The organism is Ruegeria sp. G7 (genome assembly GCF_056535465.1).
On the sequence record NZ_JBQFIL010000001.1, the window covers coordinates 2,424,075 to 2,439,141 of the forward strand.

Annotated in this window: 15 protein-coding genes; 13 read left to right on the forward strand and 2 right to left on the reverse strand. The window is 56.3% G+C overall.

Annotated elements, in window-relative coordinates; genetic code table 11:
• Positions 1 to 23: 23 nt before the first annotated feature.
• The 9 genes from ACR3EN_RS12180 (at position 24) to ACR3EN_RS12220 (ending at position 7,454) form a co-directional block, all read left to right on the forward strand.
• On the forward strand, positions 24 to 1,223 hold the full coding sequence (locus ACR3EN_RS12180) for an ABC transporter substrate-binding protein (protein WP_480825653.1): 1,200 nt from the start codon (positions 24 to 26) through the stop codon (positions 1,221 to 1,223).
• Positions 1,224 to 1,232: 9 nt separating this feature from the next.
• Positions 1,233 to 2,123: a branched-chain amino acid ABC transporter permease gene (locus tag ACR3EN_RS12185; protein ID WP_480825651.1), complete on the forward strand. Its 891-nt coding sequence runs from the start codon at positions 1,233 to 1,235 to the stop codon at positions 2,121 to 2,123.
• Position 2,124: 1 nt separating this feature from the next.
• Entirely contained in the window at positions 2,125 to 3,084 is a 960-nt protein-coding gene (locus ACR3EN_RS12190) for a branched-chain amino acid ABC transporter permease (protein ID WP_480825649.1), read from the forward strand.
• A complete protein-coding gene (locus ACR3EN_RS12195; RefSeq protein ID WP_480825647.1) occupies positions 3,084 to 3,383 on the forward strand; it encodes a DUF1330 domain-containing protein in 300 nt (99 codons plus the stop codon). Before ACR3EN_RS12190 ends, ACR3EN_RS12195 begins: the two co-directional genes overlap by 1 nt.
• A gap of 10 nt (positions 3,384 to 3,393) precedes the next feature.
• Positions 3,394 to 4,245, forward strand: a complete 852-nt coding sequence (locus tag ACR3EN_RS12200) for a fumarylacetoacetate hydrolase family protein (protein WP_480825645.1) — start codon at positions 3,394 to 3,396, stop codon at positions 4,243 to 4,245.
• Entirely contained in the window at positions 4,242 to 5,111 is an 870-nt protein-coding gene (locus tag ACR3EN_RS12205) for an alpha/beta fold hydrolase (protein WP_480825643.1), read from the forward strand. The genes ACR3EN_RS12200 and ACR3EN_RS12205 overlap by 4 nt, the downstream gene beginning before the upstream one ends.
• Positions 5,112 to 5,177: 66 nt before the next feature.
• Positions 5,178 to 5,774: a TetR/AcrR family transcriptional regulator gene (locus ACR3EN_RS12210; RefSeq protein ID WP_480825641.1), complete on the forward strand. Its 597-nt coding sequence runs from the start codon at positions 5,178 to 5,180 to the stop codon at positions 5,772 to 5,774.
• Entirely contained in the window at positions 5,771 to 6,457 is a 687-nt protein-coding gene (locus ACR3EN_RS12215; protein ID WP_480825639.1) for a glutathione binding-like protein, read from the forward strand. The genes ACR3EN_RS12210 and ACR3EN_RS12215 overlap by 4 nt, the downstream gene beginning before the upstream one ends.
• A 10-nt stretch (positions 6,458 to 6,467) precedes the next feature.
• Entirely contained in the window at positions 6,468 to 7,454 is a 987-nt protein-coding gene (locus tag ACR3EN_RS12220) for a C-terminal binding protein (protein ID WP_480825638.1), read from the forward strand.
• Positions 7,455 to 7,704: 250 nt separating this feature from the next.
• Here the strand turns inward: ACR3EN_RS12220 and ACR3EN_RS12225 are convergent, their stop codons facing one another.
• Positions 7,705 to 8,619 (reverse strand): haloalkane dehalogenase, encoded by a 915-nt coding sequence (locus tag ACR3EN_RS12225; protein WP_480871172.1) that lies wholly within the window; start codon positions 8,617 to 8,619, stop codon positions 7,705 to 7,707.
• A gap of 513 nt (positions 8,620 to 9,132) precedes the next feature.
• Here ACR3EN_RS12225 and ACR3EN_RS12230 point away from each other — a divergent pair.
• From ACR3EN_RS12230 to ACR3EN_RS12240, 3 genes are all read left to right on the forward strand, one after another.
• Positions 9,133 to 10,980: a dihydroxy-acid dehydratase domain-containing protein gene (locus ACR3EN_RS12230; protein ID WP_480825636.1), complete on the forward strand. Its 1,848-nt coding sequence runs from the start codon at positions 9,133 to 9,135 to the stop codon at positions 10,978 to 10,980.
• A 400-nt stretch (positions 10,981 to 11,380) separates the two neighbouring features.
• Entirely contained in the window at positions 11,381 to 12,400 is a 1,020-nt protein-coding gene (locus ACR3EN_RS12235; RefSeq protein WP_480825634.1) for a carbohydrate kinase family protein, read from the forward strand.
• Positions 12,401 to 12,754: 354 nt separating this feature from the next.
• The gene (locus tag ACR3EN_RS12240; RefSeq protein WP_480825632.1) at positions 12,755 to 13,390 is read left to right on the forward strand and encodes a YgjV family protein; all 636 of its coding nucleotides are present in this window, start codon (positions 12,755 to 12,757) and stop codon (positions 13,388 to 13,390) included.
• A gap of 21 nt (positions 13,391 to 13,411) precedes the next feature.
• On the opposite strand, the gene ACR3EN_RS12245 is transcribed toward ACR3EN_RS12240, so the two are convergent.
• Positions 13,412 to 14,743 carry a tetratricopeptide repeat protein gene (locus ACR3EN_RS12245; protein ID WP_480825630.1) on the reverse strand — a complete coding sequence of 444 codons (1,332 nt, stop codon included), beginning with the start codon at positions 14,741 to 14,743 and terminating at the stop codon, positions 13,412 to 13,414.
• 99 nt (positions 14,744 to 14,842) lie between these two features.
• Between ACR3EN_RS12245 and ACR3EN_RS12250 the strand changes: the two genes are divergently transcribed.
• Complete coding sequence (locus ACR3EN_RS12250) at positions 14,843 to 15,061, forward strand: hypothetical protein (RefSeq protein WP_480825628.1); 219 nt, start codon at positions 14,843 to 14,845, stop codon at positions 15,059 to 15,061.
• Positions 15,062 to 15,067 lie beyond the last annotated feature (6 nt).

Here is a 15,067-nt window from a genome sequence, read left to right on the forward strand (position 1 = left end):
ACACGCCGATTAGGGAGGAAGTAATGAAAAACCTATGCACTTTTGCATTGGCCGCGGGTCTTTTGGGAACAATGGCGTCGGCTCAAGTTTCAGATGATGTTGTTCGGATCGGAGTGATCGGAGATCGCTCGGGCCCCTTCGCCGACTTGTCGGGCCCCGGTTCGGAAGTGGCGGCGCGTTTGGCTGTCGAAGATTTTGGGGGAACCGTTCTGGGCGCACCGATTGAGATCGTCGCCGCAGATCACCAGAACAAGCCTGACATCGCTACCAACCTTGTCCGCGAATGGTTCGATATCGGCGGCGTCGATATGGTGACAGATATCGGCAATTCCTCGGTTGCGCTGGCCGTGCAGGAACTGGCGCGCGCGCAGAACAAGATCAATATCACTACGGGCGCGGGCACAACGCGTCTGACGGGCGAGGCGTGCTCTCCCTACGGGTTTCACTGGGTCTGGGATACGCATTCGCAATCGGTCGGCACTGCCAAAGCGGTGCTTGAGGGCGGGGGTAAATCCTGGTTCTTCCTGACAGCCGACTACTCTTTTGGCTATTCTCTGGAAGAACAGGTCTCGAAGGTTGTCGATGGCGATGGCGGTTCTGTTGTTGGCGTGGTTCGCCACCCTTTGAACACAGCTGATCTGTCTGCTTTCCTGCTGCAGGCGCAGGCGTCAGGGGCGCAGGTTATCGGCCTTGCCAATGCCGGGACAGATACCGCGACGTCGATCAAGCAGGCAGCCGAGTTTGGGATCACACAGACCGGACAGGCGCTGGCCTCGTTGCTGATATTCCTGACCGACGTGGATTCAATCGGGCTGGATCAGGCGCAGGGCCTGCAGCTGACCACCGGCTTCTACTGGGATCAGTCCGACGAAGCCCGCGCATTCTCGGAACGGTTTGAGGCCGAACATGGGGCCAAGCCAACCGCCATTCAGGCCGGTGTGTATTCCGCCACCCTGCATTACCTGCGGGCGGTTGAGGCCGCGGGAACAGACGATGCCGATGCCGTTCAAGCCAAGATGCGAGAGGCTGAGGTCGACGATTTCTTTGCAAACGGGGGCAAAGTTCTGTCGAACGGTCGCATGGTCTATGACCTGCATCTGGCCGAGGTTAAGTCGCCTGACGACAGCAGCGGGCGCTGGGATTACTACAACCTGATCCGTACGATCCCCGGCGACGTCGCCTTCCTGTCAGAAGCAGCCTCTGGCTGCGCGCTCAGCAATTGAGGCGTGACCATGGGTGAGGTTTTCGGCATCCCGGTTGCGGTCCTCTTTGGACAGCTTCTGATCGGGCTTATCAACGGGTCTTTCTACGCTTTGCTCAGTCTTGGGTTGGCGGTGATCTTCGGCCTTCTTCGTGTCATCAACTTTGCCCATGGTGCCCTTTACATGCTGGGCGCATTTGCGGCCTGGTTCCTGCTGACCTATGCCGGGATCGGATATTGGGGCGCGTTCATTCTGGTGCCGCTGCTCGTCGGCGCATTCGGCGCGGTGCTGGAGCGCGGCCTGATCCGGCGTATCTACACGCTCGATCCCCTGTACGGGCTGCTGCTGACATTTGGTATCGCACTGATCCTCGAAGGGGGGTTCCGGTACTTCTACGGCGTATCGGGCAAACCTTATCCAATCCCGGATGCGTTGCAGGGCGGGCAGAACCTTGGGTTCATGTTCCTGCCCAATTACAGGGCCTGGGTCATCGTCGCATCGGTTCTTGTCTGCCTGGCCGTCTGGCTGCTGATCGAACGCACGCGCATGGGATCATACTTGCGGGCCGCGACCGAGAACCCGTCCCTCGTGCAGGCGTTTGGCATCAACGTTCCGATGCTTATCACGCTGACCTACGCGTTGGGCGCAGGTCTGGCCGGTCTTGCGGGCGTGTTGGCAGCCCCGATTTTTCAGGTCAATCCGACCATGGGAGCCAACCTGATTATCGTTGTGTTTGCGGTCGTGGTGATCGGTGGCCTCGGCTCGATCGAGGGGGCCATCATCAGCGGCTACGGGCTTGGGCTTCTCGAAGGTCTCACTAAAGTATTCTACCCCGAAGCGGCCAATATCGTGATCTTCGTTGCGATGGGTGTCGTTCTGATTTTCCGGCCCACCGGGTTGTTCGGACAAGAGGCGCACTGACATGGCAAGCACGGCATTTGAGACGCGTCGCACAACATCGTTGACCAAGCTGGGTCTGGGCGTCGGGATCAGCCTTTTGATGGCAGCGCCGTTCATGATCTATCCGATCTTCGCGATCAAGATCCTGATCTTCGGCTTGTTCGCAACAGCGTTTAACCTATTGATCGGCTTCGGGGGATTGGTCAGCTTCGGGCACGCCGCTTTCTTCGGTGGGGCTTCCTATTTCTCGGCTCACGCGATCAAAGCCTGGGGCCTGCCGCTGGAACTGGCCGTCATACTGGCGACACTCGCGGCCACACTCATGGGGGCTGTGATGGGCGCAATCGCAATCCGCCGTCAGGGTATTTATTTTGCCATGGTGACGCTTGCACTGGCGCAGATGGTCTACTTCCTGTTCCTTCAGGCCCCCTTTACTGGTGGCGAGGACGGGATACAGGCGATCCCACGCGGGCACCTTCTTGGTCTGATCGATCTGTCTTCGGATTATGCCATGTACTACACGGTGCTGGGCGTCTTTCTGATCGGTTTCTGGGTGGTCTGGCGCGCGATCCATTCCCCCTTTGGTCAGGCGCTCAAGGCAATCCGTGAGGATGAACAGCGCGCGATTTCACTTGGCTACCGTGTCGACCGGTTGAAACTGCTGGCGTTCACCTTGTCCGCAGGGCTGACCGGGCTGGCGGGGGCCATCAAGCCCATCGTGTTCCAACTGGCGACTCTGACAGATGTCCAATGGACAATGTCCGGTCAGGTCATCCTGATGACTCTGCTGGGCGGGTTGGGCACCGTGTTCGGCCCGCTGGTTGGCGCAGGTTTTGTGGTGGGGCTCGAACACATCCTCGCGGGCTCGGCCTTTCCGGTTCAGGTCGCGCTTGGGGCCATCTTCATCATCTGCGTTCTGGTGTTTCGTCGCGGCATCGTGGGCGAGATCGGTGCCTATCTCACTGGAAAGGGGAAAGAGTAATGCCAGCCTATTGGGTTGTCTGGGTCGACGTGAATGATCCCAAAGCGTTTGCGGAATATGGTAAACGGTCGCCCGCCGTTTTGAAGGAATTCGGAGGGCGGCATATCGTACGCGGCGGCGAAAGCCAGACGTTCGAAGGCCCGGAAGACGGGCGGAAACTGGTTGTCGCGGAATTCCCGGATTTTGAGACCGCTTTGGCCTGTTACCGCTCGGACCAATATCAGGAAATCATCCGATATCGCGACAACGCCGCAATCTTTCATCTGGTCGCCATCGACGGCTGCCCACCGCAAATCTGAAGGAATACGCATGAAACTTGTCCGATATGGCCAGCCGGGTGCTGAAAAACCCGCATTGGTGGACGCCGACAACCAGTTGCGCGACCTGTCTGCGCATGTCGATGACATCGCCGGAGAGGTCCTGTCGGACGCAGGGCTTGAGCGGCTTGCCAATCTGAACCCGGCGGACTTGCCGCTGCTTGATCAACCGGTGCGTATGGGCCCGCCAGTGTCCGGCACCTCCAAAATCATCTGCATTGGTCTGAACTACTCGGACCATGCGGCCGAGGCTGGTATGGACGCCCCCGCGGAACCGATCATTTTTCTGAAAGGGTGCCGGGCAACCGGGGCATTTGACGATATTACCCTGCCCAAGGGGTCTGAGAAAAGCGATTGGGAAGTGGAACTTGGCCTGATTGTCGGGACCGGTGGTCTGTATATTGATGAGGCGGACGCGCTGTCGCATCTGGCGGGCTATTGCGTGGTCAATGACCTGTCCGAGCGGGAGTATCAGCTGGAGCGGGTCGGCCAATGGACCAAAGGCAAGAGCTTTCCGGGCTTTGCCCCCGTCGGGCCCTGGTTAGTCACGAGGGACGAGGTCGCCGACCCCGGTGCCTTGCCGCTCTGGCTAAAGGTGAACGGGAAGACATATCAGGACGGCTCGACACACACGCTGATTTTCAGTGTGCCGCAGATCGTTTCATACGCCTCGCGGTTCTACCAACTGGAACCCGGTGACATCATCGCCACTGGCACGCCGCCCGGCGTGGGAATGGGAATAAAGCCGAACCCCGTTTACCTGCAGCCAGGTGACGTCATCGAACTGGGCATCGACGGGCTGGGTCAGCAGCGGCAGACAGTCAAGGCTTGGGGGACACCATGAAGATCGCGGGAACGACCCGGCACAGCGCGCGGATCAATGGCATCAAGATCAGCTGGATGGAGGCCGGGGACGGCCCACCCGTCTACCTGTTGCACGGCTGGCCTGAGACGTCTTTTGCGTGGCGCAAACAGGTGCCCGCGCTGTCGCAGCACTACAAGCTTATCATTCCGGACCTGCGCGGGTATGGGGACAGTGAAAAACCCGCCACCGGATATGACAAGCGCACGATGGCTGCCGATATCCGTGCGTTGATGGCGCATTTGGGGCATCAAAAAATCGCGCTGGTCGGCCATGATCGCGGCGCGCGCGTCAGCACCCGGTTTGCCAAGGATCACCGGGATGCGATTGACCGGCTGGTTGTGATGGACAACATCCCCACGCGCGTCGTCTTTACCGCGATGGATGCAAAAATTGCCAAAGGCTACTGGTTCTTCACCTTTAATCAGGTGCCAGACCTGCCCGAAGCGCTGATCCAAGGCCGCGAGGAAATCTGGCTACGCCATTTCTTTTCAACATGGTCCTACGACCCGGACATGATGCAGGACTGGGAAGTGGCCGAGTATGTCCGGGCCTACAGCCAACCCGGCGCGCTGCGTGGTGGCTTCAACGACTACAGGGCAGGGGCAGAGGATCTGGCACAGGATCTGGAGGATGCAGATCACCTGATTGACTGCCCGATCCTCAGCCTATGGGGCCGGGATTTCGAGCTTGTGGGCGGCATGTTTGACGTTCTGGATATCTGGAAAGGCATGGGCCGCGATGTCCGTGGGATGGCCATTCCGGAATGTGGGCACCTGCCACAGGAGGAACAACCGGAACGGGTGAATGCGGAACTTCTGAGTTTTCTTGACGGGTGGCGCGGGTGACACCGTATCGGGGGCATGATATCGGCCGTAAAATACTTTTCGGTTGATAATTAAGGAGCATGAGAAATGGGCAGACCCCGCACCCATAACCACGATGAGGCGCTGTTGGCGGCCATGCAGGTCTTTTGGCAAAACGGCTTTGAAAGAGCCTCACTCAGCGCGCTGGAAGAGGCCATGGGGATGAGCCGTGCGGCCATTTATGCTGCGTTCGGGGACAAGCAAGCTTTGTTCCATAAGGCACTCGATCTCTACTGCACGCGTCTTCAGGATGGTCGCCTGGGTAGCCTCAGTGACGCCAGCGACCCAAGGGCCGCGCTGCGCGAGCATTTTGCCGGGTTAGCCAAAACTGCGACCGGCACAAAAGGCCCGGGCTGTCTTTTGACCAACACTGCCATCGAGTTGACGGGCCGCGACGCCGAAACCGCACGTGGTCTGACCAAGGGCATCTCGATCATCGAAACCGTCTTCGAAATCCTCGTCAAACGCGGGCAGGAGATGGGGCAGTTCACCACAGAACGTTCCGCCTCAAGCCTCGCCCGGCATCTGGTCAACACCGCACAGGGGTTACGCGTGTTGTCACGCAACCCCGATCTCAGCCCATGGATGGATGACATCGTCGAGACCGCATTCAGCGTTCTGGACCCACCAAAGGAAAGCCCATGATTGATCTATACTTCTGGACAACTCCAAACGGATACAAACCGCTTATTTTTCTCGAAGAAAGTGGCCTCGACTATCAGATCAAGCCCATCAATATTTCGGAAGGTGCGCAGTTCGCCCCGGACTTTCTGAAAATTGCACCCAATAACCGAATTCCAGCCATGGTGGATCATGATCCCATCGGCGGCGGTGCCTCGATCTCGCTTTTTGAATCCGGGGCCATGCTGGAATACATGGCCGAGAAATCCGGCAAATTCCTACCCACTGACCCAAAGGGCAAATGGGACACGCTGCAATGGCTGTATTGGCAGATGGCCGGGTTGGGCCCGATGCTGGGCCAGAACCATCACTTCAATCATTACGCCCCAGAGCAGGTGCCTTACGCCCAGAAACGCTATGTGGCGGAGACCGGGCGGCTCTACGGTATTTTGAACAAACGGCTTGCAGACCGCGCCTTTATCGCTGGTGAATATTCGATTGCCGATATGGCTTGCTGGCCGTGGATCATACTCTACGAAAAGCAAGGGCAGGATATGGCCGATTTCCCGCATCTCAAGCGCTGGCATGACGCGATTGCCGAGCGCCCCGCTGTCAAACGCAGCTATGAGATTGGCACCTCGATCAACACCAAACCAACCGTCAGCGAAGAAAGCCGCAAACACCTGTTCGGCGCAGCAGCACAGTGACGAGGGACCCATGACCAAAGCCAATGTTGTAATCACCGATTTCGTCTGGGACTCGCTGCATATCGAGGAGAAAATCCTTGGCGAGACTGCAGAACTGATTGCCATGCAAACAAAGACTGAGGATGAGTTTCTGGAGGCCGCCAGCACCTGCGATGCCCTGCTCAATACCTATGCCGGACCGATCACGGCCAAGTCGATGGCGCGGATGGACAACTGCAAGATCATCGCCCGATACGGGATTGGCGTGGATACCATAGATCTGGATGCCGCGACCGAGGCGGGTATCATTGTTACCAACAACCCAAGCTACTGCATCGAAGAGGTCGCCGATCACGCGATGGCATTGCTTTTGACTGCAGCGCGCAAAACTGCCTATCTCGACCGCCGTGTGCGCGCCGGGCATTGGGCCGTGATGGACGCCAAACCCTTGCGGCGGTTGTCTCGCACCACACTCGGCCTGATCGGGTTCGGAAACATTGCCCGAGAGGTGGCCAAACGCGCTAATGGGTTCGGGATGGATATCGTCTGGTTCGATCCTTTCGTGGACAGCGGCCAATTTGATGCCCCCGGACGCAAGGTGACACTGGAGGAGCTTTATGCGACCTCGCAATTCGTCTCGGTTCACGCCCCCTTATTGCCACAGACGCGGGGCATGATCGGGCGCGAAGCCTTCGGCGCTATGCGTTCGGATTGCGTGATCGTCAATTGCTCCCGCGGTCCGGTAATTGATACTGACGCCCTGATTGCCGCTTTGGACAATGGGGAAATCGCCGGCGCGGCCCTGGATACGACAGACCCTGAACCGCTGCCGCCGGAACATCCTTTGCATGGCCGAGACAATGTCATCCTGAATCCCCACGCCGCCTGGTATTCGGTCGAGGCGTTCGAAGGTTTACAGCACGGAGCGCCGCGCGAGGTGGCCCGTTTGTTGCAGGGGGACGCCCCAGAGAACATCGTGAACAGAGAGGTACTTGGGAAGTCACGAGCCGGGTTGTGATTTAGTCCAACGAGGTTCTAGACCATTGATTTGGTGGTAGTTGCTGGGCTGGCACTGTCAGAAGAACTTTACTCGAGCGGGTAGGGGTGTTGAGGAGCTTTCGCCCATGAGCAGACCTGCCTCTTTCAAATACTCTAAAACCAAGTCCTGAGATCATCCGCTTGACAGCGGGGCGGGGGCTTGTACTGCAATAGCACCGAGGTCCGGAATGGAACCTGAAGTAGACCCAAAGCTTACCGTCGCGGCAGGGTTAGTCGTCCTTTGCACTGCTGGTGTCGCCAAAGTGTTTTAGTGCGATCTGAGCAATCGGTTCGCCCCACTCTTGCAGAAAATGCCCAGCTTCCTCCAAAACCATCGGCTCCGGACAGCCTCTGATAATCTGGCGCAGCTGGTTCATCACTGGGACGCCCAGAACCGGATCCTTGGCTCCGACGGCCATGAAGCTTTCTCCCTCCCATTCAGATTGCCAGAACTTTCGGGCACGCTTTGCTGTCTCGATGCCGTCCATCCCTTGCTCAATCATCACCATTTGCGGAAAGCGACGAACACCTGCCTTGTAGCGTTGGTCGGGGAACGGTGCTTCATAGGCTTGCGCTTCTGCCTCAGTTAAATGTGGACAGGCCCGTTTCATCAATGCACTGCAATCCAGGTCTGGCCGGCTTGCCACATAGCCTTTCCAGCTTTTGAAGCCTTCTCCGAGATCGTCTCCGACGGGGATTGCCGTATTCATAACGATCAATCGGGAATAACGGTCGCGTTGATCCATTGGCAATGTCAGTCCCAGGATGCCGCCCCAGTCTTGTACAACCAATGTGATGTTCTGAAGATCCAGTTTCTCAACGAAGGCAAGCATCATCTTTCGGTGAAAGTCAAAGGTGTAGACCGCGTCGTTGGTAGGTTTGTCTGACCTTCCGAAACCCAACCAGTCGGGCACAACCACCCGCGCACCAGAGTTCGAAAAAATGGGTATCATGCGACGATAGAGGTAGGCCCAAGTTGGCTCTCCCGGCAAGCACAAGAACGTTCTCTGTGCATCGCCTGCGCCTTCATCCACATAATGAACCCGAATTCCTTCATAGCCCGGCAGATCATCAACGTAATTCGGTGCATATGCATAACCGGGCAGGTCCACGAAACGATCGTCCGATGTTCTCAAATAGTGCAACTACAGAACTCCTCACCACTTCATGCTCTACCATCATGTCTGGTAAGGTTTTCACTAGCAATCTGTAACGTGCCAACGACTGATATGTCCGCTCTTGAAACGTTGACCACCTTCCACATAGTGCAAGCACAGCGAACGGCAGCTATGCGGCCCGCAACATGGTATGTTGATCGGTAGATAAAAGGCATCTTTGGGCCGAACAGTTAGACACAAACGCTATGAACCCATCACTTGGAACGGCACTAGCCGGTTGAGATGCAAAGTCGTCGCGTTTCATTTTCAATTCGTAAACATCAACGGTGAGGTGGCACACGTAGTTTGATTCTGAAGACCCAGCCCCCTTGCTCCTGTCAAAGTCGTTTCAGCGTTTTAAGTTTCATTGACGAAACAACTTGATTAGGCTTCTGTAAAAACGAACTCTAAGGCCTTCTGTTGCATCTGGATTTACCTGAATGGCGACCCGATCGGCCAACTTCAGTCAAAAGAGATATCGCGTAATTTCGGAGGAAACCCATGGCCAAGAACCCTGTGCTGATCGACAACCATCCCGGGCGTAATTCCCAGGCTTACGGGATCGCGCGTGAACTCGGTACGGATGAGGAATTGATCCACGCGCCCTCTATTGGTGTTGTGGGCACGAAGGGCGACAGCCAGTGCTATCTCGGCGTGCAGCCGAAAGTAGAGGCGATTCACGCGGCTCTGCGAGACCAGATTGGCAAGGACGCCGGCAAGATCGCCATGCGCCTGGTCCAGCCAGAGTATTCCATCGCAACGTCCGACGGCATTCGCAACGGCACGCGCGAGATGCGTTATTCTCTTATTGGACGCGAAGTGACCAATGATGTGTTTTCCGAACACCTCTCCGCCTCCGGGCTGGGTGGAACGATCGCTGTTGTAGCATGTGATAAACCGCCTGTAGGAACCTTGGCCGCATTGCTGGAGCACAACCAGCCTGCCATCATGATGTCGGACGGTTCCATTCATCCCTCAAAGGACCCTGAGACCGGCGAAATGCTGGATATTATCTCGGCTTACCAGGTTGCCGGAAATGCGGACGCCGCTTACCGCAAGCGTATTGCCTGTATTGCCTGCCCGGGGATCGGATCATGTGGCGGTATCTTTACATACAATACAATGCAAACCTTCATCGGCGTGTTGGGTATGCAACCTTTGCATATGGTCGCACCGCCGTCTGACGATCCACGCCGTATGGAAGAGTTCCCATCGCAATTGGTGGGCTACCTTGCAAATCTGATCGAAAATGACACACGTCCGAGGGATATCGTCGGCCGTGACTCGCTGCGCAATGCACTGGCTGTCGCGATGGCGATCGGTGGCTCAACCAATGTCGTTCTGCACGCGCCGGAAATCGCGCGCGCAGCGGGTTATGCGAATTTTTGGAAGGAAATTGTAACCCCAGAAGAATTCAACGAATGGTCGCAGAAAGTCGTTCCGGTCTTAACCGACGCGCGCCCCTATGGCCGCTATTCAATGGTGGATATCGACAGGGTCGGTGGTGTGCAGGTGATCGTTAAGGAACTGATAGACGCCGGTATTGTCAACGGTGATGCCCCGACCTGCACCGGCGAAAACCTGGCCGAACAGGTCGAACGACTGGGCGCTGCTGCGCCGGATGGAAAAGTGATCTATCCCGTTTCGGCCCCGTTCAAGGAAACGGGAGGGTTGCGCCTGCTGGGCGGCAACCTGTCGCCCGAATTCGGCGCCATCCTCAAGCTGGCAGGCGTGGAGCGTGGCCTCGAGAACAACGTATTCAAAGGCAAGGCGCGGGTCTTTGAAGGCGAGGCGAGCTTGCTCGAGATGCTCGATACCAATCCGTTGGGTTTCGAAGACAAGGACATGATCATTGTCCGATACGAGGGACCTTCGGGTGCACCTGGCATGCCAGAGATGCTGGATGCCACGGCGCGCATCACGACGCTGTGTCGTGAGCGGGGAATTACGGTTGCCCTGATGACGGACGCGCGTTTCTCGGGCGGATCGGTTGGGCTGGTAATCGGTCATGTTGGGCCGGAGGCGGCGCTTGGGGGGCCAATAGCCTTGATCAAAGACGGTGACGAGATCATCGCTGACCTGAACGTAAACGAACTCAATGCACCTGTTCTGGAAGATACAGACACTGTCGCTGAACGCCGTGCGCAGTGGGAAGCAGAAGTCGCCGACAACGGTGGCGTTCATCCAAATTGTGGGGTCGCCGACACCCGTCTGTTGCATCGCATGCGAACGTCTGCTGTGCCCGCAGTTCAGGGTGGGGGCATGCACTCAGGTCGTGAGTTGTGGCTCAACGCTCCCCGGGAACCGGCACGCTCCGCATTTTCTCCCACAAATCGCTGGAGAAAGTGATATCTCGGCCAACGGCCTTTCAAGTGGACGAGGTTATCGTGAAGGTGAATGGCGAGCGGCATTATCCTTGGTGCGCTGTTGATCGCGAAGGGCATCTTCAAGCTGCCGGGTTGTGACGACGGACATGGTTATTACGCACTCCTTGGCGCTGCCCATAGCAGTTTCCAGCCCGGTGCAAGCTGACAAAAGTCAGTGCTTCCGGATCGGAGAAGCGACAGGTTGAACCATTCGATGGCATCGCCCGCGATCTGCAGATTTTCTTGCAGCTCAGCGTTGTGATAGTGGTTAACGACCACGTCAAAGCAAAGACCCAAGGGACGCGGCCAAACTTGACATTCGTGAACCCAATTCAAAGCTGGGTATAAAGCGACCCGTTGCGCCGTAAAAAAAGGGAAATCGCATGCGCGAATTGCATCGCAGCGGCGTGATCGCAGCAGGCAACTATGTCGTTGATCACGTCAAGATCATTGATGAGTACCCGACCCAGGATCAGTTGACGCTGGTGCGATCGCAATCGCAATTCAACGGCGGGGGTCCTTACAATCTGCTTCGCGATCTTGCTGCATTGGGGGCTGACTTTCCCTTGGTTGCAAAGGGACTTTTGGGGGACGATAGCAATGGACGTTGGATACTCGAAGACTGTCAACGTCATGGCATAGACACCAGCGGGCTTCGGGTTTCTCCTGATCAGAGCACCTCATGGACGGACGTGATGTCGGTCCAGTCCACAGGAAGGCGAACCTTCTTCCACTATCCGGGCGCCAATGACCAATTCGACATAGATCCTTCCGAGGTCGTGGGGATGACTTCGAAGATCTTTTACATTGGCTATTTGACGATGCTCAGAGCTTTGGATGCGCGCGGTGCCGACGGCAGCACTTCTGCCAGCCGTGCGCTGGAATCTGCAAGCGATGCCGGGATGACGACGGTCGCTGATCTGGTCAGCCGTCAGCACCCGCAGTTTCGCGAGATCGTCGCAAGTTCTGCACCACATTTGGATTTTTTGATCCTCAATGAGATCGAAGCCTGTTGGCTGATCGGACGAAAAACTGACCGAGCGGCCGCAGAGCTCGCCGAGATGCAGGGCCTTGCCCAAGAAATACTGGAGCTTGGGGTTCGCCGAGCCGTTGTGCTTCATTCTGAATTTGGGGCGGTCTGTGTTGGCCCTGATGGAGTTCGTTACACTCAGCCCGCCATTTGTTTACCTCATTCGCTGATTCAATCGAAGCTGGGTGCCGGAGACGCGTTTGCCGCTGGATTCCTTTTGGGATTGCATGACGAGCAGCACCTGCAGGATTCCTTGAGATACGCTGTGAGTGCCGCAGCCGCTTGCATTATGTCGCCTTCCGCTTCAGACGGTCTTCGACCGTTGCCGGAATGTCTGGATTTGGCAACAAAGTATGGGTTCTATGCGACCTAGGTTTGACGGATTGCGGTTCTGCAAACCGCGCACTCGTAGTGCTCTCGAAGCAATCGTGGGGAATAAGACGTCTCAAGCCGAAGCGGAATAGACCGCACTGAGCCAAAAAACTTCGCTCCCAATATCGGATGTAAACCGCAAGCCTTAACACGTTCAATTGCTCTGCCTTCGTCACAATTGCCTATTTTTCCGTCCAGCGACGCTCTGGATGGTCTTTTCTCTACAGATTTCGTCGTTCTGTGATCTTTTTCGACCGGAAAGACAGGAAGGATGGCAGGATGAGTTTCCCCTCACACTATCCTTATGAGGGTCCACCCGAGCAATGACGCAACATGACAAAGAGGAGAGTGTTTTTTGATTTCAGCCTCATACATCCTGGCACAACTCCTCGGGGCGATTGCTTTTGGCTTTCAAGTTTTCTCTGCCAGATCAAAAGAGCGAAATAGACTTACCTTATTTCTGGGGTTTTCGAACATTTTCTGGGTGGCTCACTACGTGGCACTGGGCGTGCCCCTCGCGGCGATTATCGCCGGGCTGATTGCTGTGCAGTTGATTGTTTCGAGTGTTGTCAGTCAAAAGTATCGAAACCCGATCATCATCTTTTTCATTCTGCTCTACTGGATCGCAGCGTATTTCACGTTTGAGAATCCGCTTCATCTATTGCCTGCGGTCGGGGCGTCTGCTGTTTCGGTTTCGTTCTTGTTGAGCCGATCCCTTACACAATTGCTTCCGGCTGTTGGCACATCGGTGCTTTCCCTGACATTGCTGAGCCGTGACTCCGCGATGGCTGTTAGGCTTGGCGCGATGACATCTTTTTCCATGTGGATGGCGCATGGCTTTGTGACCGGATCAATCGTTGAGATTGCAGCGAATGGCATTCCTCTTGCGACTGCGCTTTATGGCCTGCTCGTCTATGATATCGGGGTGAAGCTTCCATCGTGGGGGATATTCAGTTCAGGTGCGAAAGCATCGCCCGATGAAGACAAATGATGCGCGCGCTCGCCTTTCCTACTATCTGCTAAGAGTTTCGAGAATCATGTTCCGCGTGTTGAGGTCGTTGTGGAAAATTCTGTCGGCAAGAAACTCGGACGGAAACTCGGGCCATGTCCTGTGCATTTCGGCGACGAGCCGTCGTGCTTCTTCAGAGTTTCCCAGCTGATCGTGAGCTACGGCTTGGAATAAGAGTGAAGGGGCACTGACCGGTGCTCCGGCAGCGGGCGCCCCTTGAAAAGCTTCAACAACATTTTCATAGTTCCCGAGCATAAGTTGCGACACGCCCCAGATGTTTCTTGCGCCGAACCTGCCAGATCCTGATCTGGGTCTCTCCGGGTTGCTAACCTCGGCCGCAAGGTCTGGGGCATTAGCTATGATGGCTGTGATGCCTGCAAGGTCGAGAATGTGGCCATCCTTCGGCGCCAGTTCGATAGCGATTCTTGTGTATTTCAATGCTTCGGTTGGCTGGTTTTTGACAGCCAGAACCCAACCATTTGCGCCATTTGACCACGCATCGGCAGGGGACAATTCAAGCGCCTTACCAGACATTTCCGAGGCTTGATTGAAGAGTTCATTCCTTTCCGCTTCATCCGGCGACAACACCGCCAAAATCGCCAGGACCTGCGATGATCCGGCATAGCCATCAGACAGAGCCGGGTCGAGTTCCATCGCGTGCTGGAACATTCCCAGGGCTATTTGCTGGCGTTTGACGTCAAAAACCGGAAAAAACATACCACGGGCTTGATCCGCAAGGTTAGCCGCCTGGAGTCTTGTCAAAGACTGCTCACCAAGTGCTGCACGCTCAGCTTGTTCAATGGATTGAACCGTTGGCGATACTTCTGTGTTTTTTTGGCTCGTCCAGATGCCAAATGCAGCGACTATCGCAAGGAGGCCCAGTCCAGCTGGCAGCAGCTGCCGTAAACGCCGATACATACCAAGCTCATCGCCATTCCACGCAGTTGAGGTGCCGTCTTCAATCGGTGGTTCGTAGGAAAACCGCGGCTTGTATCCGCCAGGATCGACAAAAATGCGAACCCCTTCGCCGTCCCATTGATCTTCGTAAAATTCGCGTAACAGCCGACGCAGCCGCCTGGCTTCGACGCGAACTAGGTTTTGGCCGCCGGTGCCATCAATGCGCCGCCCATAGACCTCTACAGCAATAGCTTTGCCTCGGATCTGGGGCCCGCGACCCGCGATAGCTTCCTCGACTACGTACGTAAGAAATTGCTGGAGACGGGGCGAGGATAGAAACTCGTCGCTCGATACAACACGCTCCAGTGCTTCCCGGACAAGATCCGGCGACGGCTGTCCAACAGGTTGATCTGTCGGCAATTCATTAGCTTTGTTCAAGGCAAACTCACCCCCAACTCACGGTGACTCACTTGGCCCAAACGGTCAACCACACTCATCTCGATGTGAGAATAGATAGTGGGAGTCGGGATTTATCCAGTGGCGGTGGAGCTGAGTGAAGAGTTTCCAGAGCTGTCCGAGGTGCTCTCAGGCCCTACCGAAAGGGATGCGTTGCTCAAAGAGGTTATCGAAGACCTGAAGAAAGCTTCAGAGTTGCTGGATGACGTATCGATCACAGCCTCAGAGCGCGCGGAATGGGCCCACATAAAATCTGAACTCGTGAACGAGCTTCGCCGGATGGTGAAGCGCAGCCTTTAGGATACT

Coding starts and splice junctions, on each gene's coding strand:
- ACR3EN_RS12235 (WP_480825634.1), top strand. CDS start 11,381: ATGCGCGAATTGCATCGCAGCGGCGTGATCGCAGCAGGCAACTATGTC.
- ACR3EN_RS12190 (WP_480825649.1), top strand. CDS start 2,125: ATGGCAAGCACGGCATTTGAGACGCGTCGCACAACATCGTTGACCAAG.
- ACR3EN_RS12200 (WP_480825645.1), top strand. CDS start 3,394: ATGAAACTTGTCCGATATGGCCAGCCGGGTGCTGAAAAACCCGCATTG.
- ACR3EN_RS12230 (WP_480825636.1), top strand. CDS start 9,133: ATGGCCAAGAACCCTGTGCTGATCGACAACCATCCCGGGCGTAATTCC.
- ACR3EN_RS12215 (WP_480825639.1), top strand. CDS start 5,771: ATGATTGATCTATACTTCTGGACAACTCCAAACGGATACAAACCGCTT.
- ACR3EN_RS12180 (WP_480825653.1), top strand. CDS start 24: ATGAAAAACCTATGCACTTTTGCATTGGCCGCGGGTCTTTTGGGAACA.
- ACR3EN_RS12205 (WP_480825643.1), top strand. CDS start 4,242: ATGAAGATCGCGGGAACGACCCGGCACAGCGCGCGGATCAATGGCATC.
- ACR3EN_RS12220 (WP_480825638.1), top strand. CDS start 6,468: ATGACCAAAGCCAATGTTGTAATCACCGATTTCGTCTGGGACTCGCTG.
- ACR3EN_RS12185 (WP_480825651.1), top strand. CDS start 1,233: ATGGGTGAGGTTTTCGGCATCCCGGTTGCGGTCCTCTTTGGACAGCTT.
- ACR3EN_RS12210 (WP_480825641.1), top strand. CDS start 5,178: ATGGGCAGACCCCGCACCCATAACCACGATGAGGCGCTGTTGGCGGCC.
- ACR3EN_RS12195 (WP_480825647.1), top strand. CDS start 3,084: ATGCCAGCCTATTGGGTTGTCTGGGTCGACGTGAATGATCCCAAAGCG.